This window comes from Bacteroides sp. AF29-11 (genome assembly GCF_003602895.1).
Classification (GTDB): domain Bacteria; phylum Bacteroidota; class Bacteroidia; order Bacteroidales; family Bacteroidaceae; genus Bacteroides; species Bacteroides uniformis.
Window position 1 is genome coordinate 242,360 of sequence record NZ_QTLY01000006.1, and the last position, 23,683, is coordinate 266,042.

General features: G+C 40.8%; 17 protein-coding genes and 1 tRNA gene. 8 read left to right on the plus strand and 10 right to left on the minus strand.

Annotated elements, in window-relative coordinates; genetic code table 11:
• Positions 1-4: 4 nt before the first annotated feature.
• Entirely contained in the window at positions 5-3,955 is a 3,951-nt protein-coding gene (locus DWZ03_RS11925; RefSeq protein ID WP_120130125.1) for a hybrid sensor histidine kinase/response regulator transcription factor, read from the minus strand.
• A 137-nt stretch (positions 3,956-4,092) separates the two neighbouring features.
• Between DWZ03_RS11925 and DWZ03_RS11930 the strand changes: the two genes are divergently transcribed.
• Both DWZ03_RS11930 and DWZ03_RS11935 read left to right on the plus strand, forming a co-directional pair.
• A complete protein-coding gene (locus DWZ03_RS11930) occupies positions 4,093-4,500 on the plus strand; it encodes a LacI family DNA-binding transcriptional regulator (RefSeq protein ID WP_120130128.1) in 408 nt (135 codons plus the stop codon).
• A gap of 12 nt (positions 4,501-4,512) precedes the next feature.
• The gene (locus DWZ03_RS11935; protein WP_120130174.1) at positions 4,513-5,649 is read left to right on the plus strand and encodes a glycoside hydrolase family 43 protein; all 1,137 of its coding nucleotides are present in this window, start codon (positions 4,513-4,515) and stop codon (positions 5,647-5,649) included.
• A gap of 156 nt (positions 5,650-5,805) precedes the next feature.
• Here the strand turns inward: DWZ03_RS11935 and DWZ03_RS11940 are convergent, their stop codons facing one another.
• The 5 genes from DWZ03_RS11940 to DWZ03_RS11960 all read right to left on the minus strand — a co-directional run bounded on the left by DWZ03_RS11940 (position 5,806) and on the right by DWZ03_RS11960 (position 16,179).
• Complete coding sequence (locus DWZ03_RS11940; protein WP_117689279.1) at positions 5,806-6,984, minus strand: glycoside hydrolase family 88 protein; 1,179 nt, start codon at positions 6,982-6,984, stop codon at positions 5,806-5,808.
• 33 nt (positions 6,985-7,017) lie between these two features.
• Positions 7,018-8,823: a heparinase II/III family protein gene (locus tag DWZ03_RS11945; protein ID WP_120130130.1), complete on the minus strand. Its 1,806-nt coding sequence runs from the start codon at positions 8,821-8,823 to the stop codon at positions 7,018-7,020.
• Complete coding sequence (locus tag DWZ03_RS11950) at positions 8,823-10,712, minus strand: FAD-dependent oxidoreductase (RefSeq protein ID WP_117689281.1); 1,890 nt, start codon at positions 10,710-10,712, stop codon at positions 8,823-8,825. The genes DWZ03_RS11945 and DWZ03_RS11950 overlap by 1 nt, the downstream gene beginning before the upstream one ends.
• 133 nt (positions 10,713-10,845) lie before the next feature.
• A complete protein-coding gene (locus DWZ03_RS11955; protein ID WP_117689282.1) occupies positions 10,846-12,882 on the minus strand; it encodes a RagB/SusD family nutrient uptake outer membrane protein in 2,037 nt (678 codons plus the stop codon).
• 15 nt (positions 12,883-12,897) lie between these two features.
• Positions 12,898-16,179 carry a SusC/RagA family TonB-linked outer membrane protein gene (locus DWZ03_RS11960; RefSeq protein WP_243634960.1) on the minus strand — a complete coding sequence of 1,094 codons (3,282 nt, stop codon included), beginning with the start codon at positions 16,177-16,179 and terminating at the stop codon, positions 12,898-12,900.
• Between the two features lie 244 nt (positions 16,180-16,423).
• Between DWZ03_RS11960 and DWZ03_RS11965 the strand changes: the two genes are divergently transcribed.
• The 3 genes from DWZ03_RS11965 to DWZ03_RS11975 all read left to right on the plus strand — a co-directional run bounded on the left by DWZ03_RS11965 (position 16,424) and on the right by DWZ03_RS11975 (position 18,337).
• Positions 16,424-17,029: a thymidine kinase gene (locus tag DWZ03_RS11965; RefSeq protein ID WP_005828444.1), complete on the plus strand. Its 606-nt coding sequence runs from the start codon at positions 16,424-16,426 to the stop codon at positions 17,027-17,029.
• 22 nt (positions 17,030-17,051) lie between these two features.
• On the plus strand, positions 17,052-18,167 hold the full coding sequence (locus DWZ03_RS11970) for an AI-2E family transporter (RefSeq protein WP_057282121.1): 1,116 nt from the start codon (positions 17,052-17,054) through the stop codon (positions 18,165-18,167).
• Positions 18,168-18,261: 94 nt separating this feature from the next.
• Positions 18,262-18,337, plus strand: a tRNA-Lys gene (locus DWZ03_RS11975).
• A gap of 49 nt (positions 18,338-18,386) precedes the next feature.
• Here DWZ03_RS11975 and DWZ03_RS11980 read toward each other — a convergent pair.
• The 3 genes from DWZ03_RS11980 to DWZ03_RS11995 form a co-directional block, all read right to left on the minus strand.
• Complete coding sequence (locus DWZ03_RS11980) at positions 18,387-19,763, minus strand: MATE family efflux transporter (protein WP_044468692.1); 1,377 nt, start codon at positions 19,761-19,763, stop codon at positions 18,387-18,389.
• 636 nt (positions 19,764-20,399) lie between these two features.
• Positions 20,400-20,609 (minus strand): winged helix-turn-helix domain-containing protein, encoded by a 210-nt coding sequence (locus DWZ03_RS11990; RefSeq protein WP_005835016.1) that lies wholly within the window; start codon positions 20,607-20,609, stop codon positions 20,400-20,402.
• Positions 20,610-20,843: 234 nt separating this feature from the next.
• Positions 20,844-21,293, minus strand: coding sequence for a hypothetical protein (locus tag DWZ03_RS11995; protein WP_057282188.1), 450 nt, complete (start codon positions 21,291-21,293; stop codon positions 20,844-20,846).
• 127 nt (positions 21,294-21,420) lie between these two features.
• Here DWZ03_RS11995 and DWZ03_RS12000 point away from each other — a divergent pair, with 127 nt between their 5' ends.
• Positions 21,421-22,236: a helix-turn-helix transcriptional regulator gene (locus DWZ03_RS12000; protein ID WP_057097257.1), complete on the plus strand. Its 816-nt coding sequence runs from the start codon at positions 21,421-21,423 to the stop codon at positions 22,234-22,236.
• 76 nt (positions 22,237-22,312) lie between these two features.
• A complete protein-coding gene (locus DWZ03_RS12005) occupies positions 22,313-22,720 on the plus strand; it encodes a pyridoxamine 5'-phosphate oxidase family protein (RefSeq protein WP_005835009.1) in 408 nt (135 codons plus the stop codon).
• A gap of 48 nt (positions 22,721-22,768) precedes the next feature.
• On the opposite strand, the gene DWZ03_RS12010 is transcribed toward DWZ03_RS12005, so the two are convergent.
• Positions 22,769-23,311: a hypothetical protein gene (locus DWZ03_RS12010; protein WP_005835008.1), complete on the minus strand. Its 543-nt coding sequence runs from the start codon at positions 23,309-23,311 to the stop codon at positions 22,769-22,771.
• A gap of 129 nt (positions 23,312-23,440) precedes the next feature.
• Here DWZ03_RS12010 and DWZ03_RS12015 point away from each other — a divergent pair, with 129 nt between their 5' ends.
• Positions 23,441-23,683, plus strand: a complete 243-nt coding sequence (locus DWZ03_RS12015; RefSeq protein ID WP_005828479.1) for a hypothetical protein — start codon at positions 23,441-23,443, stop codon at positions 23,681-23,683.

The following is a 23,683-nucleotide window of genomic DNA, read 5'->3' on the forward strand; positions in this document are numbered from 1 at the left end:
AATATCAAGTATTTCTATATTTATCCTTATAATTTTTAGGAGAAACTCCATATATACTTTTAAAATAATCACTAAAATGATTATAGCTTCCAAAACCGGTCAGATAAGCTATTTCTGTAGCTGTCTGACCGGAAGTACGAAGCATTTCTGCAGCACATTCCAATCTGATGTTACGAATCACCTCTGCCGGAGACAGATTTGTTATTGCTTTTACCTTCCGATACAGTTTAGCTCTGCTTACACCCATTTCTTTGCACAACATTTCCACATCAAAGTCTGGATTAGAAAGATGCTTCTTTACAATGGACTCATATTGGTCAACAAAAGATTTATCAGCAGGTTCCAATTCAATCCCTACACTTTTCAACGAAAGCTGCTTTCCATATATCTCTTTTAATTTCTTACGCCCGGCTAAAATATTATTAATGCGGATAATTAAAGTAGAAATCTTAAAGGGCTTTACCAGGTAATCGTCCGCCCCAGCCTGAAAACCTTCCTCAACATGCATAGTCATTGATTTAGCAGTCAACAATACAACCGGAAGGTGACAAAAAGAGGGATTATCCTTTATATGCATACACAGTTCCATACCATCCATCTCTGGCATCATTACATCACTCACCACCAAAGAAACATTCTCTTTTCCCAACACTTCCAATGCTTCGCGTCCATTCTGTGCTGTAAGTATCCTAAATCCTCTTGATAACTCCTTTTGCAAATATGCAAGAATTTCTATATTATCATCTACCAGTAAAACGGTATCCGAAATAGATGCTACCTTAAAAGGTGTCTCATTCAAAATTTCTTCATTGTCTTCTATAGAAATTGGCGAAGTTACCTCATAACGCTTATCATAATTCCAAGGTAAGTCAATAGAAAAAGATGTACCATGCGGTTCTACCCGGCTGACAGAAATTACGCCTCCATGTTTTTCCACAATAGCTCTTGCAATAGCCAATCCTACTCCACTGCCTCCCATTTGACCGTGCAAATCTTGATGGGACAGGGCAAAAGGCTTAAAGACCTTAGAAATATCTTCATCTGAAATGCCCTCTCCCGTATCTCTAACTTCAATATGTATTTGGGGAGATTCCCCCTCAGTAATAGTCACCACCAAACTCACAGTACCCTCTTCCGGTGTAAATTTCAACGCATTCGAAAGTAAATTAAAGAATACCTTTTCCAGTCCTTCTCTATCAAACGTGGCCAGTATAGGTTTCTTAGGCAATGAAAGTTGCAGAGTGATACTCCGCTGTCGTGCCATTGTCTGAAAAGAGTAATAGACCTCCTGAATGAAATCATTAAAATCGGAAGAAGACAATTCTAATTTTCCATTACCATTCTCAATCTTTCTCAAATCCATCAAATCATTCACCAATGCCAGAAGTCGTTTGGCATTACGACGAATTAGCAGAATTTCATCTTTTACCCCGGAGATATGTATAATTCTATTTTGTATTTCATCCAAAGGATTAAGGATCAATGTTAAAGGAGTACGGAATTCATGAGCAACTTGAGTAAAAAAGGTTTGTAACTCCTTATTAAGTTCTTCCGATTTATCTTTCTCTATTTGTTTCAAGTACAGCTCATGTTCCAGCCTTTGTTTTCTTTGTTTATAAGCAACATAGCGTTGTAAAATATAAAATAGAATAACAGCATAAATTATAAAAGCCCACCAACGAGCCCACAAAGGAGGCAAGACTTCTATTTTCAAACGAGCCTCAAGTCCCATTGCTCCATCATTATTAAGAGCCTTCACTTTCAGAGTATAATTACCAGGAGCAAGATTACTATAGAAAACCTCACGGCGATTTCCCGCATCCACCCAATCCGGATCAACTCCCTCCATCTTATAGAAAAAACAATTACTGTTAGCGTAAATATGATTATCACTGGCATATGTTACAGAAATATTAGTCTGATTATGCCTTAGACGCACAACCTCCGTTTCAGACAGACATTTCTTCAATACCGAATTTTCTTCATTAGGCATCTGCAACTTGTTATTAATACGTAATCCTGTAAAAATAACAGAGGAAGGTTCTTCATTTAAGGCAAAAGTTGAATTATCAACCTTTACATAGCCTGTATTTCCCGGTAACCAGAAATAATTTCGGGAATCAATACAAGCTGAAGCATCCATATCCGTTAGCTGTAATCCATTATTCTTATCAAAAGGATGTATTTGGTTCTTGGCGTAATCGAGTAAATATAACTTATGAGCACCCACAATCCAATACTTACCTTTTTTCTGTTCAGCAACAAAATATAATTTATCAGAATACCCTCTTTCCGGTTCCAAAAAGCGCTGCTTCAGCTTCCAGTTTCCATCCAAAACCAGAACCCCCGAATTTTCTGTGGTCAGCCATAAATTCCTGTCTGTATCTTGATAGAAAGAGGTCACACTAATCGACTGGTCTTTTGACATCCCCAATTCTTCTGAACCCACACTCCTAACCTGCCCCCTTTTCAAGTCATAAATGTAAAGACCTTCTTTCTGAGTCGCAAACACTAATATTCCCGGTCTAATCTCTTGAATAAAATTTGAACTTGGGAATTTAATAGAATCATCACCAATACAAACAACACCATAGTCTTGTATGGATACCCACCAATTCTGTCGTGAATCTCTATAAATATATAAAACATTGTTCCGTTCATAAGCTTTGTATAAGGTGAAACTATTCTTCTTGATAGAGTACAGATAAACCTCTCCACGCCAATTCCCACACATGATTGTATCTCCAGCTATGCATATAGACTTAATGATATTATCACTATAATGTCTTCCTTTTCCCTCCAGCCAATACTGTACAATCTTATCTGTTCCTGCATTATGGCAAAGCAACCCGTTTCCTTCCGTTCCAAACCAGATATTCCCCTTCCCATCTTCACGAGCCATACTGATACGGCCCGAGAAATGAGGTGGCGCAAAGTATTGAAAACGCTGATTATAACTATGGCTATAGTTCACCCCTCCTGCATATGTACCAACCCATATTATCCCTTGACTATCTTTATATAATGAATATATTGAATAATGGTTCAAAGCTCCCTTTTCACCTAATTCTCCTTCTTCAACTATAGCTTGAAAAGTTCTTTTATGCAATCTATAAAGCCCATTGAATGTGCCTACCAGCATATAATCTGCATTCAATTCAATAATATCCCTTACTTCTCTATTGATAACAGAGTGCGCAGATAATGGATAAGTCTGTACAATACGCGTAACCGGATCATATTTCTGAATACATAAACCTGCCATAACACTCCAGATAGAACCATTGGAATCCACTCTCAATAGGCTAATCAGGCCATCTTCAAGTATCCCTCCTTGAATAGATATCGGATAAATATGTTCAAGCAACTTCCAATTTTCGTTATATACAATAATACCATGGCGTCTGGTCCCTAAATAATATCTGTTCCCACACTTCACAAATGCGGAAAAAAGGAAATTAGCTGGAGCTGTCTGCTTTATATCAAAAGAACCTGAATTTGAATTATACAGTAAAATATCACTTTCAGTAAATGCAGCCAAATCACCATTATCGTCCAGTCCAAATCCCAAGATATGTTTCTTTAACTCCCTCCCATATAAAAAAGACCTTATATGCTGAGTATAATGATCCATCATATCAAGTCCATTTTCATGAAGAATCCACAAAGTCTTGCTTTTATCCTGGATAATCCGCCGTATTCTGTTCCCCCCTAAAGCCGGTTTGGTATTTGAGGACAAGATATCAATATGCTGCCCATCATAACGATTTAGACCATTATCACTCCCCAACCAGACAAATCCATCTTCATCCTGAAAAATGGATAATATATAATTATGCGCAAGACCCTCTTCGGTAGTCAAGTGATCGAAGAACAGTTTACTTGTTGAAAGTTGGGCGTTTCCGGACAAGTAACAAACAAGTGCTAATATCAGCAATATATATCGGTTAAACATGGTACAAATATACAGTTTATTCCTCAAAGATACAAATCAGATAGTTTTTGAGACATAACATAAAGTTCTATAATTCAACCTATTCTAACTTTGCGAATATAAAAAAAGAAACTATTAACTTTAATAATACACAAGCTATGAAATCTCAAGTAACTCTTAAAATGATTGCACAAAAGTTGAATCTGTCAACCTCTACTGTATCCAGAGCTTTAGCAGACCAATGGGACGTTAACTCCCAGACAAAGAAAATTGTTACAGATTTAGCCATCGAACTAAACTATAAACCTAATATTATGGCTGTAAAACTCAAACAATGCCAGAAGAACAACTCCAAAGCAGAAAAACAACCTAAAATCACAATTAAGGAGATTGCTCGCCAACTCAACATCGCTCCTTCAACAGTTTCACGTGCTTTGGCCAATAAAGAAGACATCAGTCTTAATACTCGTAAAAAGGTACAAGCCTTGGCTAAAAAGCTTCATTACTATCCCAATCCTATTGCTATAGTTTTAAAACAACAACATACAAAACGCGCATCCGCATAATTACAATAAATGATGAATAAAAAACTTTTTTGCATAATCTGCCTTTTATGGCCTTTACTTGCATATTCACAAAAGTATCATTCCTTTCGTCCTGGAGAATTATGGCTAGATAATAATGGGGTACATATCAATGCTCATGGTGGAGGTTTTATCTTCTACAACAATAAGTATTATTGGTTTGGGGAGCATAAAATAGAAGGAGAAAAGGGAAATTATGCCCAGGTAGGGGTACATTGTTATTCATCTTCCGATTTATATAACTGGAATGATGAAGGCATAGCATTAAAAGTCAGCTCAGAACCGAATAGCGATATTGCACAAGGGTGTATCCTTGAGCGTCCTAAAGTAATTTATAACCCCAATACAAAAAAATTCGTTATGTGGTTCCATTTAGAACCTAAAGGAAAAGGATACACCGGAGCATTAAGCGGAATCGCCACAGCTAATAAAATTACGGGACCATACACTTTTATCAGGAGTACCCGCACAACCCCAGGATGTTATCCCGTAAATGTCCTGGACTTACACAAATGTCCTGTAAAACAAAGCACAATTGACAAGAAACTATATGGTGGTGGATTAAACGGGGAACATCCTGATACACTGAATATTCTTGGGCGGAACTTTAAAGAAGGACAGATGGCACGTGATATGCAATTATTTGTTGATGATAATGGAAAAGCTTATCATATTTTTGCCTCAGAGACCAACAGCACAATACATATAGCAGAACTTACTGATGATTTCCTAGATTATACAGGCAAATATGTCCGGGCATTTGTTAACAGATATATGGAAGCACCTGCCATTTTCAAAAAGGACGGATTATATTATTTTATGGGTTCTGGTTGTACCGGATGGAAACCTAATGCAGCGCGTAGTGCTGTCGCTCCTTCCATATGGGGACCATGGACAGAATTGGGCAATCCTTGCCAAGGGGAAAATAGCGAAACCACTTTTCACTCGCAAAGTACTTATATCCTTCCAGTGTCCGGTAGAAAAAATGTCTTCATATATATCGGAGACCGTTGGAATCCTCAAAATGCCATTGATGGGCGATACATATGGTTACCTATTGATTTTCAAGATAACAGATTCAATATTCATTGGCATAACGAATGGGACCTAAAATATTTCGATTGCAAATAGCTATTACAATTTCCTAAAGTAAGTATACACACAGACATATCCAATATAAAAATACTCCTCAAAAGTTATTCTATTCCAACTTTTGAGGAGTATTCTGTTTTTATAGAGTAAGATTATAACTCCAGAACTTCAATATGCCTGAACCTGCCATCCCTCTTATTTCAGTAGCATTTTATAACGCAACAATCCTTCCAGAAAATAATAGTCAGCATAAGAAAGAGGTACATCCACCTCGCTCTTTTCCGGGAAATTACCTACACTATGTTTCAGTATAAAATTACAATTGGAGCCCGGTTCTGCCAAATAGTCTGGCGAAGCAAGTGTACGAAGCTGCTTCTCTGCCATAGACAAATAACTTTTTCCTGCGTTTGCATCTTCTGTAAAAGTACTCAATTCAACAAAGGCAGAAGCCATAATCGCACCAGCTGAAGCATCCCGATATTCATCACCGTCAGGTGCATCAAAATCCCAATAGGGAATACCGTCGGCAGGTAAGCGTGAAAGTAACATATTTCCTACGCATTCAGCCTGAGTCAAATATTTCCGGTCCTTTGTCATCCGATACATCATAGTATAGCCATATAAAGCCCATGCCTGCCCACGCCCCCAAGAAGATTCATCCGCATATCCCTGTACAGTTTGTCTATTACGTACATGTCCGTCAGCCGGGTCATAATCAACCAGATGGTAAGAAGAATAATCATCTCTAAAATGATTTTTCATAGTAGTATCTGCATGGGTTCTAGCTATATAGCCCAAAGAATCATTTCCAAAAGTATTGGAAGCAAACATCAATAATTCCAGATTCATCATATTATCAATGATAACAGGATATTTCCAATCACGAGTTTTCGGAACAAAATCCCAACTGCGAATAACACCCGTGAGCGGATTGAAACGAGTAGCCAACGACTTTGCTCCTTGATAAAGCACTTTCCTATAATCTTCATTTCCCGTCAGGCGAAGGCCATTGCCATAACTACAGTTCAACTGAAAACCAACATCATGATCATGGGTTACGTATTGAATAGAATCAAGCTTCAATGTGTTTTTTTCAGCTAACAGCTTAACAGCGTCGCTTTGTGTATATTCATAAATATACCAGAGGGAACCAGGATAAAAGCCGCTACACCACCAATAAATTGTAGAAGGTTTGAATGTACTATCCCGGGCAATGGATTGTGGCATAGTCTTATTATCCAAGCGTGTATCCATTTCAATATATTGCTGTTCAGCCACATAAAACACACGATCTATCATCTCATCCATTGATTCTTGTTTTGAACAAGAAACCAGGACAACAAGTAAACTAAATAAAAGCAATTTCTGTTTCATAAGTTTGTTTTTATTGATTTATAAATAAGCAATTTATCCAACAGGCACCAACATAACTTTCAGCAAAGACTTCCTATTTGCAGCAAGTTGCGTTTCAAATCCTACGCGTATGCTCCCCGGATTAGGTTCGTCATAATCATGAAGAGGATTATTTGACCAGATTTTCATCTCAATATCTTCCAGAGCTTCAACAGTTAGCAACATCCTCTGTCCGTTTTTATTCAGTTCTATCTGATTTCTACCAACAATCTTAGCATCTGCCGGAGTTACCATTATCCATGTAACCATGGCCTGTTCCTCACCTGTAGTCAATTCATCCTCTACAATCAAGCAATCTCCTTTATCCAGATAAATAGTACGTGTCGTTTTCTTTATACGACCAGCGAAGACATCTGTCAAATCAACTCTTGCACCTTTCCGTTCATTGGTTTCAAACGTCTGTTCAAAAGTAGCATGGCTATTAACCAAATGCCGTTTACCATTTATCGTAAGAGTATTATGCGCCATATTGTTGAGACGAAATACATCCCAACGCTGTCCTTCCTGAGATTGATTCCATAAATCCACACCCTTGCTCTCCAGACTGAAATAATTCTGCATTCCAAGATCCATTGCCCAACGCACACCGTTCTTCTCATAAACAAACGATCCAGCATCCATATGCGCATGAGGGGTACGAGGGGAGCCTCCTTTTACAGCCAGATAACTATCTTTCTGACTATCCCATCCACCTCTATAGATGAAAACAGGTGTCGCCCCACGATTACACCAAAAACGGCGTACCGGTTGCTGAATATTTCTCAGATCCTGGTTCAGAGCAAAAATCATCAAACATGGCAATAAACGCTCTTCAACAAATTCAACAGATGTATTTTTCAAATGCTGATTCTCCAGCCACAGCAAAGATAAATCATTTAATCTTTTGGCAAACCAAAACATCATCATATTGCACTTTACTCCATTAACTGCATCCGAAAAATTGAAATACTCTCCACTTGGTGCCATCATATATTCCATAAAATAAGCAGAATTCAAAAAACCCGGGGCATCGGCAAGCCCCTTATCGTCACCAAAGGCACTTTCCAAGGCTGCTATCAACATGACTTGAAAGCTGGTGCCGTATCCCCAATAATGAAAGCCTTCCGGATAACCTCCATCCGGTCCATATACACCCAGCACTTTCAGATTACTCTTCAGGCACTTCTCTATGACCGCCAAGGCCTTACCTGGAATTTCTTCGTATAGGGCTATCGCCCCATAAGTCAATCCCGCATTGCATACCGAATTCCAATTACTGGCTGAAGTGTAAAAACTCGCATCTGGAGCAGCTGCATCAAGCCCTTTCCTTATAATAGCATCGCAAATAATACTACGTGTTTCCGGACTTAAATAATCATAAAGCCAATCATATCCAATGGATAATGCCATCACCATTTCACCAACATCCAGAAAATGAGAAGGATTCCAGTCACTAAAATGACTTACCGCCAACATCTCCCGTTCGGCGCGTTGTGCATATCTTTCATCGTTTGTCATACGATATGCATATGAAAGATAAAAAATACGTTTAAACGCCATGCGAGATACTCCCAATAAGCGCTTCCCCTCTAAAATACATTCTACCGGTTCTTGAAAAAACATTGCAGCACATTCACGCAAAATACGTTCATGGACACTTGCCAACTGAGGATATTCGGCCATTGCTTCTTTAATAGCCTCACTTCCACCTAAAGGCCACAATAGGCGAGGATGAACCGCTATATTTTCATATTTAAAGGACTGTGCACATAAACATACAAAATAAAGTATACCAATAAAAAATATACAGACCTTTTTCATCACTTCACGTATTGTTGCAGATAAAACGTTCGGGGTCTATCCAAAGGAGCCTGCCGATTAAAATTCTGATTATCAGGAATACCATTTTTTCTACCTACTCCTTTTTGCATTAGTGAGCGTAACTCAGGCAAATGTTGCTGATAAATCAGACGCGGTAATACCTGATGTTTCTTGCATAACGAAGCTGCCATACCTACAACTTCTCCCATCATTCCCGTTGTACGCATCACACGTACAGTACCCAAGGCCACATGGGTTACGCTAATATTACGTCCAGCCATAAAAAGATTATCAATATTCCTGGAATATAAACAACGGTAAGGTACAGCATAAGGATATATATGTATATGTTCGGTCTCCGCCTTAAAGGGAGCTGCTGGGAAATGGCTTGCATTTGTTGAATCGGGAAAGTGCAAATCAAGACTCCAGGTAGTGGCAAAGGACGCATCTTCATGAAATACATTCTTGTCAATATCATCCTGCTTCAAGATATAATCTCCTAGTAAGCGCCTTGACTCACGTTTACCTGCAATATAAGCAACCCATCCCAATTTACGTTTTAAATATTCATGATTATTCTTCAACTCATTCTTCAAGAAGCTCCAATTGGAATATACCACCAATAAACCATAATCACGAATCCGCTCAAAATCATCAATCTGATTAAAGTTCATTCCTGTTTCCCATTGCCATTCACCCATAGTCACTTTCTCGCAGTTATCCTCATTAAAAGTAATTCCATAATTGAACCTTGGGAAACAGCTTTTCTTGCTGGTTTCAACAGAATACCACTGTACAGATGCTCCCATCGTCATCTTGTCAGCCTTTTCCGGAGCTAAATCCTCTCCATATTCTGCTCTGGCCTCACGCCCCATACGATAGTCTGCCCCTGCCAGATAACCTATCGTACCATCTCCAGTACAATCTGAAAATAGAGGAGCGCTTAAAATTTGTTCCTCCCCAGTTTCTATATGCTTAATGACAACCGCATCAATTTTTTCACCTTTCATCTCAACCTTGATAGCCCGACAGTTAGCAAACAAGGTAATGTTTTCTTCATCAGCAATCATTTTTGATTTTTTCTCATCCTCATAATTTTCCGCTGATTGCGCATTCCCCTCAATAGAATGACCAAACTCGCGTATCATCCGTCCCAAACCTTTATTAGGTCCCACTTCAATGGTTCCTCCCAAGTGGACGCGAATTTCAGAACTATTGTTTCCTCCCAATACCGGACGGTCATTCACCAATGCGACCTTACAGCCTAAACGTGCAGCTGCGGTTGCAGCACATATACCGGCGATACCACCGCCAACCACTACCAGATCATATTCAGATGACTCTATCGGCTCAAATGGTAAATCCAGCATATTCCTCCGAAAGGCCTCTAATTCTTCTTTTGGCTCAGGAGGTAGCTTTCCCATATCTGTGGTCATATAAATAGCATCACACCTACCGTTAAAACCAGTCAGGTCATGCAAGGAGAGGATACTTTTTCCCGCTTTTACAGATACCTTACCTGCACTTTGCCACTGCCATTGTTCACCTTCATCACCTAATACTGGCATAAGTCTCTTATTATCTATTTTCAGAATGAACCTGCCAGGTCCTTTCGCTTTGCTCCAGGGAGAAGTCCAGTTATAAGTACGGGCATACACATAGTAAGTTCCATCTTCCGGAAAGTTGATGGTTGTAGATGCATCCTCAACCGGTATACCCATTCCGTGAGCCATCAGATAAGGAGAGCCCATCAAGTCCATAAACTGTTGGTCAACAACCCAGCCGCCTTTATTTTCAAAACTTTCAGCTTCTATCCAAAGGTGAGAAGCCATTACTATTTGAGAAGCAACCAATGTAACAAATATGAATAAACTACGTTTTATATCCATCTTCAAAATGATATTATATTATGGCATCCTTAAACGCCAGAAGTATTATTTATAAGAAAAAAGCAGGAAGAAAAATATTATTTTCTTCCTACTTTCAAATAAAGGAATGAAAAATTTCAGTTTCACAAAACGTTTACTGTATCGCTACCTCATTAGGAACAGTAGGCCAATACGGATTCTGATAAAGAGGAGAATCTTCTATGTTCCCACTTTTTGTTGTATAATCAAAATGATATATACTCAAAGGAGACAAATAATGAGCCATTTTCCAATGGTATCCATCAAATACTGTGGATGTATTAGTCTTCTCATATGGACGAAGATAATTGCTCAATTCAGGTGACGACACATTTGAAGTTCTGTTATCTGCTCCCCAAATCAATAAGCTCTCCCCTGTCTTTGGATTCTTATAAGCCGGATCATTATGCATTTCACCCCCCCAGAAGTTTATACCTTCAATGTGATAAGGGGTAGTAATCATCTGATCCATTGCCCTCCAGCGATGTAAGTCCATATCTCTCAAACCTTCCGCCATCAATTCACAGCGACGTTCACGACGGATATTAAACAGAGTAGCATCAACTACTACATTTGCAGAATAAGCTCCCCAGTCGTTTGCCTTTTCTTTCTGCATATCAGTCATGGCGATAGTCTTTTCAAAATCAGCACTTACCCCAGCCCGATTACGCAGAATCTTCCAATATTCAGCAGCTGTGGCATCTACTGTTCCATTCGCTTCATAGCTTGCTTCCATATAGTTCAACAATGCTTCAGCCGCACGGAATATCGGACAACCAGTAAATCCCTTGCTTTGCATACAATGAATTTGATCGAAAGAACCTCCTTTACGAAGAGCATATCCTGTGGAATAACACCCATTATCCACACTTGCCAAAATGTCCGGCATCGGTTCAACAGGCACAGCTTGCGTACCGGCCGAGTTCTTTACCAGAATATTTTTCTGCCCCGGTTCTTTCAAGAAAAGACTTAGACGAGAGTCACGGTCTTTACGCACATCAGCAATAGTCAAATCTCCATGATAACCACTACCAACAGCGTATATAGGCATACCATTTTCCATCAAGAAGCCTTCCACTAAACCACGTGTGACCCCTACTCCATAATTGCTCTTATTTACCATCTCATTCACATTATGACATACTCCCAAAGCCTGGCTATACTCCCTCCATAGCAAAACTTCCTTGTATTTTGAAAGGTCGGTATCATAGAACATCGCCATAAACGGATTTTCCGGTTCACTTACATCCTGGGGGACCACTCCAGTATTAACAGTCAGGCTTCCTTTGTAAGTCTCCGCCACTTCCTTAGCAGCCTCCATAGCGATCTTCAAAAAATATAGGCTTTCTGATTCTACACTTCCAGTAGGATATTCATAATTTGCATTGTAGTCCTTTGCCTTTCCCGGCCATCCCGGACCATTAGGAACAAAAGGAGTATCCTTAAAATATTTCAACCAAGTACCTTCATATAAAGCTACACGGGATTTCAACAATATAGCAACATCACGACTTATACGAGTTTTTCTGCCAATCTTACTTGTACTTTTCATCAACTCGCCAGCCTTGTCCAAATCAGATATTATGAAACGGGCTACTTCATTGCGTGGAGCACGTTTGCTGGCCTCAATCAATGCACTTTCCTGGTCAGGAAGGACAGAGGTCACAATCGGGAAATCCCCCATCAGCTGCAAACGCTTAAAATATTCATGGGCACGAAGAAAATAAATCTCACCTATATATTGCTTAACATCCACCTCATTTCCTCCGATGGCTCCTGCTTCATACTTAGGTAGGACTTGTTCCAGAAAGTAGTTACATTTACGGATATTATCAAAATAATATCCATCCGACGTATTCTGCTGTGAAACCATCCAGCGATCCAATGTGTAACGGCTACTTGAACCTCTTGCGGCTTGATTATCGGTATCTTTATCTTTTCCATGTATCCCATAATCTGCCGCAGTCGTATGAGAAGGCAAAAAATCCACATACAAATTATTAGCATAAGCTTCCAAATGAGAAGCATCCGAGAAATAAACATCCGGAAATATATTAGATGTCGGCTTCTCATCCAAGAAATCATTACAAGAAGTTGCACACAAACCAAACGCCAACACAACTCCTGCATTTTTTATCATATTATACTTCATAGTCTTTCTAAATAATTATAATGTTACATTAACACCTACTGATAAAGATTTCGAAATCGGATAAGCCTGTCCATTAAGGCCTGCTCCTGTCGAAACACCGCCAAAAATAGTCTCAGGGTCTAACATATCCGGCAATTTGATACCTGTCCAAAGATTTTCACCAGAGAAAAATACGCGAAGTTTCGCTATTCCAAATCTACTGGTCAAATTGGACGGTAAGGTATAGCCTATCTGCAAATTCTTCAAACGAATATAAGAGGCATCTTGCAAATAACGGGTCTGCTTTTGGACATTCTTAGAATTTCCTTGCAAAGGACGTGGATAATACGAGTCAATATTAGTATCAAGGCCATAATAAGGTTCTGCCCGGTAATAATCCAGATGTTGTTTAAATCCAACAGCATACCATACATTTTCGCAAGTAGCCCCCCAGAAGTAAGAGTTTCTTGTTGTTGGCCAATAATCACGTTTCATAACTCCCTGGAAGAAAGCACGGAAATCAAAACCTTTCCAATCTGCACTCAAATCAAGGCCAAACTGAAAACGGGGAGTGGAATTACCTATTTTCTTCAAATCTCCATGATCATCAAATTTATTGGCACCCGGATCAATTTTACCATCTCCATTCAAATCAGCATACATTATATCACCAGCACTCCAATTAGTCCCCAGTTTGCTTTGTCCCCCATTGGGCAAACTGGCGATATGAGCATCCATTTCCTCCTGAGATTTTGCAATACCAATAGTTTCATAACCCCATATCTCACCTGTCAAGTGACCGGAAGTATAGGTACCGATTGTCAGATTGGGATTAGGATAATTCAGAATTTTCGTTTGAGAATCAGACAACAGGAAAGTAGCACTATATCCCAAACCATTCTTCAACCGATCTTTCCAGGTCAAACTGAATTCAAATCCGTAAGTTTTCAAGTCTGTATTATTTGTTTTAGGTACATCTGTCCCCAAAATCTCCGGTAATGTCGGTGCCGGGCCTACCATATCCGTTGTTTTACGTACAAAATAATCAAAGCTACCCGTCAAACGATTATTAAATACTCCCCAATCCAAACCTACATTCCAACTCTTCACCCGTTCCCATGTTAATGTAGAACTGATTAGACCCGGCATTTTGGCAATATTAGGTTTTTTGCCATCCTGCAACCACGTACCGGCATTAGTGCTTATATTCAATACCTGATACGTAGGATAAGGTTTTGAAGTGTTCTGATTACCCAATTCCCCATAAGAACCACGCAGTTTTAATGTATTCACAGTTTGTGCCAATGATTCCCAAAAATTTTCACGGGCGACATTCCATCCCAAAGAAAATGAAGGGAACACATTCCAGCGGTTGTCACTACGAAAACGGGAAGAACCATCATAACGTAAATTGATTTCAGCCAAATAACGTCCTTTATAATCATAGTTGATACGACCGAAGAAACCAGCAGTGGACCAGCGAGTGGTAGAACCACCAATTGTAGGAGTAACAGCATTTCCCTTATAATCCACTCCTGTCGTTATATCAATCTCATCATAACCATTTACTATAATCCCTTGTCTTCCTCCACTGAAAGCATGCCATTTGTTGTGCTCCATCTGGAAACCAGCCATTACCTTAAAGTTATGGTCATCTCCCACTTTAAAACCATATTCTGAATAAGCATTCAAATTAACATAATCTGTTCTTTCCGTATTCTCACGCACACCGGAGGTGTTTCCTTTAGAGTTTATCGTTGCTTCACCCAAAGCATTATGCACATAGGTATAATAAGTAGATTCATGCCAATCGTATCTTTTTGACCTATAGTTAAAGTCAATATGTGTCACCCAATTCTTAATAGGCTCCAGCACCAACCCCAACTGCTGATACATATAATCTGTCTGTGAAGTAGTACGCCCACCATCTTGTAATGCTAAGATTGGGTTGGAATTACCAAACAGATAACCGTTACTATCATATATCGGAAGAACCGGCCAGGTCTGGCGTGGCATATCTTCAAAGAAGGCAGACCCCATCTTAGTAGGTTTGCCATATTCAGTACGAGTAAATCGGGTACCTACATTCAAACGCGCCCACTTTGTCAAGCTGACATTCATCTTGGCATTGACAGACATACGTTGGAATTTTTCCTGATTAACTTTCAACAGACCATTCTGATCCAAGATATTACCGGATACATAGTAATTCATCTTATCCGTACCCCCACTGAAACTAAGATTGTGCTCTTGAGAGAATGCATGATCCTGCCATAAAGCATCATACCAATCAGTATTGGCATTACCTTTTGACCAGGAATCTTCCCAGTTTACTCCATCTGATTTAACCGGAACAGGATCTTTCAGTATACCATTCTGGAAATCCAAGATACGTTGCATGGTAGGGTCATCAAAACGAGCTCCTCCATTATTATTGAGAGCCGCTTCGTTATAATACGCAGCGAACGAATAAGAATCCAGTATTTCAGGAACTACAATCGGAGTGACCCAACGGAAGTTATTATTATAATTCACCTTAGCCTTTCCCTTAGAACCACTTTTAGTAGTAACCAAGACAACACCAAACGGTGCACGGGAACCATAAATGGATGATGCTGCAGCATCTTTCAAAACAGAGATATTTTCTACATCCTGAGGGTTAATGGAATTCAAGTCTCCTTCCATTCCATCAATCAGCACCAAGGGACTGCCAGAAGAACCATCACCGATTGTACCGGTGCCACGTACATTCATGCTCCCACTCTGATTCAGTTCACCACTCGTAAATGAGATCTGCAATCCAGGAACTACCCCTTGCAACCCTTGAGAAAGGTTAGTAATGGGACGCGCTTCTAAAGACTTGGAATCTACGACTCCTACCGAGCCTGTCAGATTCACCTTTTTCTGTGTACCGAAACCCACAACAACCACCTCGTCCAATGTTTGCGAATCATCTTTCATCGTAACATTCAGAACATTCCCGGTTACTACAATTTCCTGTACCTTATAACCGATATAAGAAAATACCAGCGTTTTTCCTTTTTGGACATTCAAAGAGTAATTACCATCCAAATCCGTGATGGCCCCTGTACTTCCTCCCTTTACTGCCACAGACACACCGATCAATGCCTCTCCTGCGGAGTCTGCAACATGCCCTTTTACAGTAATGGTACCAGCTTGCTCTACGGTTGCAACTCCAGTAGTCGATGTTTCTGCCGCCAGCATGGGAGTTGCCCCCAATACAGCCAGCCAAACTAATGTTTGCGCTAATTTCTGTCTGCGTGCTTTTATCAGACAATGCCATAAATTTTCTTTCATAAGTATCTTATATGATTTAATGATGCCACAAATGTCTAATCTTTGCCGATAAAATAAAAGAATTTCCAGTTAAATCACCGGGAACGTTTTCAAAAGAAAAGTCTGTAAAATATATCAGCCAAAACCGTAAAGAGTTTATAAAGCGATGCGACTAGACTATAGATGAAAAAGAATTATTATCTTTGCCACGCTCAACTTAAAGTGCATAAGATTACTTTTGCGCTTAAATATAACACTTGAAAACATGGTATTATTTTCAGAAGATCATATACAGGAAACCAAACGCAGGGGAAGAATTGAGGTCATTTGCGGTTCCATGTTCTCCGGCAAAACCGAAGAGCTGATAAGGAGACTGAAACGGGCAAAATTTGCCAAACAACGCGTAGAGATATTCAAGCCTGCCATAGACACCCGTTATTCCGAAGCCGATGTCGTATCGCATGACAGTCATTCCATAGCCTCCACTCCCATCGACTCGTCTGCCAGCATTCTGCTCTTCACTTCAGAGATAGATGTAGTGGGCATTGACGAAGCCCAGTTCTTTGACAGTGGCCTGATTGATGTATGCAACCAGCTTGCCAACAATGGTATACGCGTCATTGTTGCCGGACTGGACATGGACTTCCGGGGTATTCCATTCGGTCCTATGCCGGGACTGTGTGCCATTGCAGACGAAGTTTCCAAAGTACATGCCATCTGTGTGAAATGCGGCCAACTCGCCTCGTTCTCCCACCGTACCGTCAAGAACGACAAACAAGTACTGCTGGGGGAAACCGAAGAGTATGAACCGCTATGCCGAGAGTGCTATCAGCAAGCCATCCAAGCCGACCAAAAGGAAAGCGGTCATTAACAAATACAAAAAACAGAGCATTATGGAACGCAAAAAGATTACATTCGACAGTTTTATCCGCGGTGTCATACTCGGTGTCATCATTATCGGCATCCTTATGCTCTTCAAGCGTTTGAGCGGCGTATTGCTGCCATTCTTCATCGCATGGCTCATAGCCTATCTGATTTACCCCCTGGTCACCTTCTTCCAGTACAGATTAAGGCTCAAGAACCGGGTCATATCCATTTTCTGCGCCTTGTTCAGTATTCTGATTGTAGGAGGAACCGCCTTCTATCTGCTTGTGCCTCCCATGATGGACGAATTCGTCAGGGTAAAAGATTTGGTAATAGACTACTTTTCCAACGGAACCCACGACGGCAATGTGCCCAAAACACTCTCTGAATTCCTCCGTGAGAACATAGACACCCAGTTCGTCACCCAATTGTTCAAGGAAGAGAATATGCTGAACGCCATCAAGGAAACCGTTCCCCGGCTCTGGTCCTTGTTGTCAGAATCCGTCAATCTGCTGTTCAGCTTCTTCACTTTCTTCCTCATTCTTCTCTATATAGTTTTCATATTGCTGGATTACGAAAGCATTGCCGAAGGATGGACCCACCTGGTACCGCAAAAATACCGGCCTTTCGTAGTCAGTGTGATGAACGATGTAAAAGACGGCATGAACAGATACTTCCGCGGACAAGCATTCGTGGCATTGTGTGTAGGTATTCTGTTCAGTATAGGTTTTCTGATTATTGATTTCCCACTGGCCATTGGGCTCGGCTTGTTCATCGGCGCTTTAAACCTAGTGCCTTATTTGCAGATTATCGGCTTTATACCTACCATCGTGCTGGCCATACTGAAAGCAGCGGATACGGGAGGGAACTTCTGGATTATCATTGCATCAGCCCTTGCTGTATTCATAATAGTACAAGTCATTCAAGACGGATTCATCGTACCGCGTGTCATGGGGAAGATTACGGGCCTGAACCCTGCCATCATCCTACTGTCTTTATCAATTTGGGGCTCATTGATGGGTATGCTGGGTATGATTATAGCACTTCCGCTTACCACCCTTATGCTCTCCTACTATCAACGTTTCATCATAAACAGAGAAAAAATTCATAAGTTTGAACAGACTGATAATCAACAAGAAGAGTAAAAACAGAAGTCGTTCCCAAAACTTTTTCCCTTAATCCATTTGTTTTTTAAACAAAAGTACCTATCTTTGCACCCGCTTAACAGCAATAAGGTCTGAATCGCTAGCTCAGCAGGTAGAGCACAACACTTTTAATGTTGGGGTCTTGGGTTCGAGCCCCAAGCGGTTCACCAAAGAAAAGCAATTATCTAAAATAGATAATTGCTTTTCTTTTAAAGGCACCTACGACGTAATGAGTTGGCTGGAAACTTTATAAGCATACCGATGCTTCAGAACAAAAAGCAGAATCACAATGATTGTCAAAGCCTCCGAGAGTGGCATTGCCAACCAGATTCCCGACACACCCAAGAACTTCGGCAACAGAATAAAACTCGGAATAAGGAAAACAAAGCCACGCAACAAAGCAAAAATCGTAGCTGGCTTTATTCTTTCAACACTCTGAAAATAACCTACCACAGCAATATTCACAATGAAAAAGACAAAGCCGCTTGCAAAATAGGGGAAACCGTGTATCGCTATCTTCGCCGCTTCACTGTCAAGACTGATGAAAAGGCCAACCAGCAGATAAGGATAAACAGTGAATGCCACCGTTGCAACCACACCGCAGACCACAGCCGTCAGCAACGCAATACGTTCCGCCGCCATCACTCTTTCCTTGTAGCCCAGTCCGAAATTATAGCTGATAATAGGCTGGGCAGATTGTGCAATAGCATTACCTACCATGAAAACAAAAGGAATATAATAGCACGCTATACCGAATGCCCCTACGCCATCGTCCCCCAGATAGGACATAAATACCTGGTTCCCGACGAACATAAGAACAGCAAGCGTTGCCTCTCCCAATAAGGCAGAAGGACCGATACGGCACTGGTAACCAATATTCCGCACGGAAAGCCGCAGGCTCTTGACACTCCATTTGAGTGGTTGTAAACGCAAATGCCGAGCATAAAACAGTAGATAGACCATCGCCACCAGTCCGCCGGCCATGATGCTGATGGAAGTGGCAAATGCTGCTCCCATGACTCCCCAGCCAAAAGGAAAGATAAACAGCCAGTCGAGCACCACATTGATTACAGCCGTAATCAGGCTGCACAACATAGCCAGCTTTGGAGCACCGTCCAGACGAATGACGAACAGCGGCACCGTTATCCATATCTGAAAGACCCATGACGGAACAAACCACAGCAGATAATCCGTCACCATAGGCAACAGATGTTCGGAAGAGCCGAGCATCCGGGCTGTTTCTGCCGGAAAAGCCATCATCAAAGCAGAGGGTATCAAAGCAACAATCGTTACAAACAGTAATGCTTGTGTCACATTCAACCGAGCAGACTTGCTTTTGCCTCTCGACAATTGGATAGAAGCGACCACAGAACACCCGGCACCAACCATAAGCCCGATTCCCGTAAAAAGCATCAGTAAAGGGACACAGATATTTACGGCCGCAATCCCGTCGCTACCTACTCCATGCCCGACAAATATCCCGTCAATCGCTGTTACGGCCGACATACTGAGCATACCCAGCAACGTAGGAACAAAATATTTCCGAAACAATGTAAACACATTCAGTGTACTCAAATCAATTGCATCTCTTTTCATGTTCAACTATATTTATAGGTTATTGTCTTGCCCAAAAGCAAAAAAATGCCGGATAAAATGATTGGTTTTACCCAGTCATCTTATCCGGCATTTTTACAGCCCTCCGATGAGGATTACAAAACTCTTTTGGTTTTCTAATTCGCGTGCAAAGGTGGGACTTCTTTTTCAAGTATCCAAATATTCATGATTTCTTTCACTGAAAAAGCAGCAAAACATGAACATTATCCACTACCATATCACTCTTTTGAAGGTAGACACACAGCCAATGAAAGACAGTCTATCAGTCTTTCATTGCTCTAACATAGGCTGTCAATACACTGAATAAATGATAGTTAGGCATGCGCACTATTGTGGTACGACTTCTCCACAAGCATGAAGAAGCCGTACCACAATAGTGAAGAAACTGCATCACAACCGTGCACAATAGTCATTAATAAGCTTTTAGTAGGAGAAAGAGCCGTTCTTTGCGGAAAGAAGACCAGCCATTTGCACAAGAAAAAACAGCATGCAAGCAAAGTTTGCCTACATACTTGCATAGCGTCTGCTTACATACCGTAAAACGCGATATAACAAACAATTAGAAAGCACCATGCAAGCATGTAAGCAAAATGTGTGGTAAACCTATTGTATATCTTTTCATTTTGCGACGACTCCATAGTAAACCATGTTATCAATACGCTTCTGATAAATCTGGTTATTCTGCAGCAGATACCCCAAGGCCAAACACAAATCCACATCCCTGAACTTCGTCAGTTTCTGTAATTCAAAGATTGTACACTTCTTAAGATTGCACAGAATGGAATATACCATTTTCATATTATTGGTCGCCTTCTCAATATTCTTCATATTATTATCTTATTATTAGTTCCTTTCTTAAAATGATATCCTATATTATCTACTCAAATATAAGATAAAGACAGAGCAATGACAAACATTGCCCATTCTTTTCATTTCAGATAACATTCTTTGAACTACATATACCTAAAATCTGCAAAAAATATAGAACTTTATAAATATCAGCACTTTATAGAAAGGTATATTCACATTATACTATATCCGGAAACGATTATGCTGGTATAATCAAGGTACTATTATATGCTTGCCTTCGGGAGTGACTACTACCGAGCCCATTTTGATGTAATGTTTCCCTTCCGGCGAAACTATTACCTTTGTTTCGCTACTCTTGTCGGAAGATTCTTTTTTCTCGTCCATGAAACTTTTGTCCCGCGAAGTGGTAACCGGATAAGTATCCTCCAGATAGCTCTTCATTTCGTCCACTTTTCCGTCTTTGAACCACACCTTGACAGCCGACCACCCCGCAGGAGTATAAGCACGGAATGTCCAAGCCTCTCCCTCCTTATTCAAATCTCTAAATGCAGGCTCTCCTAAAATGGTACACACCTCTTTAAAGCTCATACCACGTTCAATGCTGCTCAACTGCTTATAATCAAACCCGTAGCTCTCATAAATGCCACAGCCCATCACCAAGACAGCGAGTAACAAGCCTAAAACAACTGACATCTTTTTCATAATAGAAAGTTTTAGTATTTATCCATACAGCAAATGTAGTATGATAAAAATCTCCTTTTCCGTGATTCTCTCTATTTATACATAGGGATTTCCCTATCTTCGAAGTTTATTCCTATCTTTACAACCTATGTACAAAGAATATCATCCCAGCCCCCTGCTCTCCCCCTATATTGACAAATATTGGGAGTTTAAAGGACAACCCGGATACGGCATGCACATCAATATCCTGCCGGACGGATGCACTGACTTTATATTCACGTTGGGTGAAGCTCCTAAGGCCGTACACGACAGCCTCGTTATGCAGCCCTACCATGCCTACTTCATTGGAGCCATGACCAAATATTCCGAATTGGTGACCCATACGGTAACAGTCCATATGCTGGGAATCCGTTTTCTGCCTTGCGGAATACTTCGCTTCATGGACCTCCCTTTGCAGGAGCTCACCAACTTACGGTTAAACGCCGATGAGCTTACTAGCCTCTTTACCCACTCTTTTGCAGAGAGACTGGGTGAACTGGGAACCATTCAAGAACACTTGGTCTTTATTGAAAACTTCCTGCTTCAAGCCTTATGCCGATACAGTCCAAAAACAGAACGGAGCATGCTGTTCGCCATACAGCAAATCAACCGATGCAAGGGTGACTTGTCACTCCTCCGGTTAGCGGAGGAGACTTGCCTATGCCAACGCCATTTCGAACGGAAATTCAAGCAGCACACCGGACTTACACCCAAAGAGTACAGTCGGATTATGAAGTTCAAACATGCTGTAGACTTGTTGCGAAGTACCTCTTTCGACAATCTGCTGTCCGTTGCCATCAAAGCAGGATATTATGATGTTTCCCATCTCTCAAAAGAAATCAAAAAGATGTCCGGCAACGCGCCAAGCCAGCTTCTCACTTCCGCTCCATTGGAAGAAGGGACTTTGAGTTATGTGAAAACATAAAAGTCGATTTTTTACAATAGCTCTTCCTATTACCATGCCCATATTTGCAGCAATCAAATCAATAAAAACATCCAATATGGCAACATTAATCGAGAAAGCAGCAGAAATCTTGGCAAGATGCGAAACCGTCGTCATCACTTCCATCAACCAAGAGGGATATCCCCGCCCCGTTCCAATGAGCAACATCAAGTCGGAAGGGGCCACAACCGTATGGTTGGCGACCGGCAAAGACAGTCTTAAAACAAAGGAGTTTGCAGCCAATCCGAAAGCAGGTTTGTGCTTTCAGGAAAAAGGAAACAGCGTAGTGCTCACCGGTGAGGTGGAGATTATAGAAGACGAAGCCACCAAGCAGGAAATGTGGCAAGAGTGGTTCAGCGCACACTTCAGCAAAGGCCCGACAGATCCCAATTATGTATTACTGAAATTCAAAGGACACCATGCCACCATTTGGATTGACGGACATTTTGTACGCAGAAATCTTTAAGAAGAGCATTCAGTTCCTCATCTGATGTCTTGCATGGGGGGATGAAAACTATAGCCCCTTCGTTATCACCGGCAATCCGAAACCTCCTTTCTGCAAAGTCAGAACTTTCGGTTTGCCTTTTCGTGCTTTGTTGTATGTGGCTGTGGAAACATGCAAGGTCTCTATCGCTCCATCCTCGAAAGCCACCTTTAAGTAATACTCCTTACGTACTCCGTCCGACACATAACGATGCTTGCCTACTTTACGTCTCTTTTCATGTTCTTTTATCAGCTTCTCAAGTACGGTGACCGTCACCTCCTTTGTCGAAGCAGGAGCCGCCATCTGATAATTCCCTACCAGAAAAAGCGAACAACTGATGACACCCACGCACACCACATGACACAATATATTCACTGCCTTTTGCTCCATCGTTGTCAGCCATATCCATTTTTTATATAGAGGAAGTGTAACGACTGCCACCACAAGTCCTACCCCTACGGGTATCCACACAGCAGCCAACGTATCTTCATAGATGTTATATCCGATGCAGCCCAAAGCTACGACCAGTACAAACATCAGAAAACGGAGTATTTTTATAAACAGTTCTTTCATTGCCGCGCTTATATTTTTGGCAAATATAAAAAGAAATATCGTTCGGTCGACTGTCAAGTCTGTTCAATCTACATGAACTAACTTGCTTGATAGAATGTTATAACTACAATAACTAAAACAGAAAATATCATGGAAAAGAGCTTAATTCATAGTAATGAACTGCATTTTATCAGTAAGAAACGCATTCATCAAGCAGTAGAGAAAATGGTTGAGTCATTGGATTTGGCTGCGGGTTCCACAACCGGCTTCAACATCTATGCAGTAGTGGAGAGCTATTTCACGGATTTGGAAAAACGAAAAGAAATCAATCAGCTGCTCAACCTGGAACAAGATGTCTGCGAAGAAATAGAGGCAGAATTAAGTTATAAATAA

What these genes read in the sequence shown, in the direction of transcription:
- DWZ03_RS11925 (WP_120130125.1), bottom strand. Translation starts at nt 3,955, where the DNA reads ATGTTTAACCGATATATATTGCTGATATTAGCACTTGTTTGTTACTTG.
- DWZ03_RS11930 (WP_120130128.1), top strand. Translation starts at nt 4,093, where the DNA reads ATGAAATCTCAAGTAACTCTTAAAATGATTGCACAAAAGTTGAATCTG.
- DWZ03_RS11935 (WP_120130174.1), top strand. Translation starts at nt 4,513, where the DNA reads ATGAATAAAAAACTTTTTTGCATAATCTGCCTTTTATGGCCTTTACTT.
- DWZ03_RS11940 (WP_117689279.1), bottom strand. Translation starts at nt 6,984, where the DNA reads ATGAAACAGAAATTGCTTTTATTTAGTTTACTTGTTGTCCTGGTTTCT.
- DWZ03_RS11945 (WP_120130130.1), bottom strand. Translation starts at nt 8,823, where the DNA reads ATGAAAAAGGTCTGTATATTTTTTATTGGTATACTTTATTTTGTATGT.
- DWZ03_RS11950 (WP_117689281.1), bottom strand. Translation starts at nt 10,712, where the DNA reads ATGGATATAAAACGTAGTTTATTCATATTTGTTACATTGGTTGCTTCT.
- DWZ03_RS11955 (WP_117689282.1), bottom strand. Translation starts at nt 12,882, where the DNA reads ATGAAGTATAATATGATAAAAAATGCAGGAGTTGTGTTGGCGTTTGGT.
- DWZ03_RS11960 (WP_243634960.1), bottom strand. Translation starts at nt 16,179, where the DNA reads ATGAAAGAAAATTTATGGCATTGTCTGATAAAAGCACGCAGACAGAAA.
- DWZ03_RS11965 (WP_005828444.1), top strand. Translation starts at nt 16,424, where the DNA reads ATGGTATTATTTTCAGAAGATCATATACAGGAAACCAAACGCAGGGGA.
- DWZ03_RS11970 (WP_057282121.1), top strand. Translation starts at nt 17,052, where the DNA reads ATGGAACGCAAAAAGATTACATTCGACAGTTTTATCCGCGGTGTCATA.
- DWZ03_RS11980 (WP_044468692.1), bottom strand. Translation starts at nt 19,763, where the DNA reads ATGAAAAGAGATGCAATTGATTTGAGTACACTGAATGTGTTTACATTG.
- DWZ03_RS11990 (WP_005835016.1), bottom strand. Translation starts at nt 20,609, where the DNA reads ATGAAGAATATTGAGAAGGCGACCAATAATATGAAAATGGTATATTCC.
- DWZ03_RS11995 (WP_057282188.1), bottom strand. Translation starts at nt 21,293, where the DNA reads ATGAAAAAGATGTCAGTTGTTTTAGGCTTGTTACTCGCTGTCTTGGTG.
- DWZ03_RS12000 (WP_057097257.1), top strand. Translation starts at nt 21,421, where the DNA reads ATGTACAAAGAATATCATCCCAGCCCCCTGCTCTCCCCCTATATTGAC.
- DWZ03_RS12005 (WP_005835009.1), top strand. Translation starts at nt 22,313, where the DNA reads ATGGCAACATTAATCGAGAAAGCAGCAGAAATCTTGGCAAGATGCGAA.
- DWZ03_RS12010 (WP_005835008.1), bottom strand. Translation starts at nt 23,311, where the DNA reads ATGAAAGAACTGTTTATAAAAATACTCCGTTTTCTGATGTTTGTACTG.
- DWZ03_RS12015 (WP_005828479.1), top strand. Translation starts at nt 23,441, where the DNA reads ATGGAAAAGAGCTTAATTCATAGTAATGAACTGCATTTTATCAGTAAG.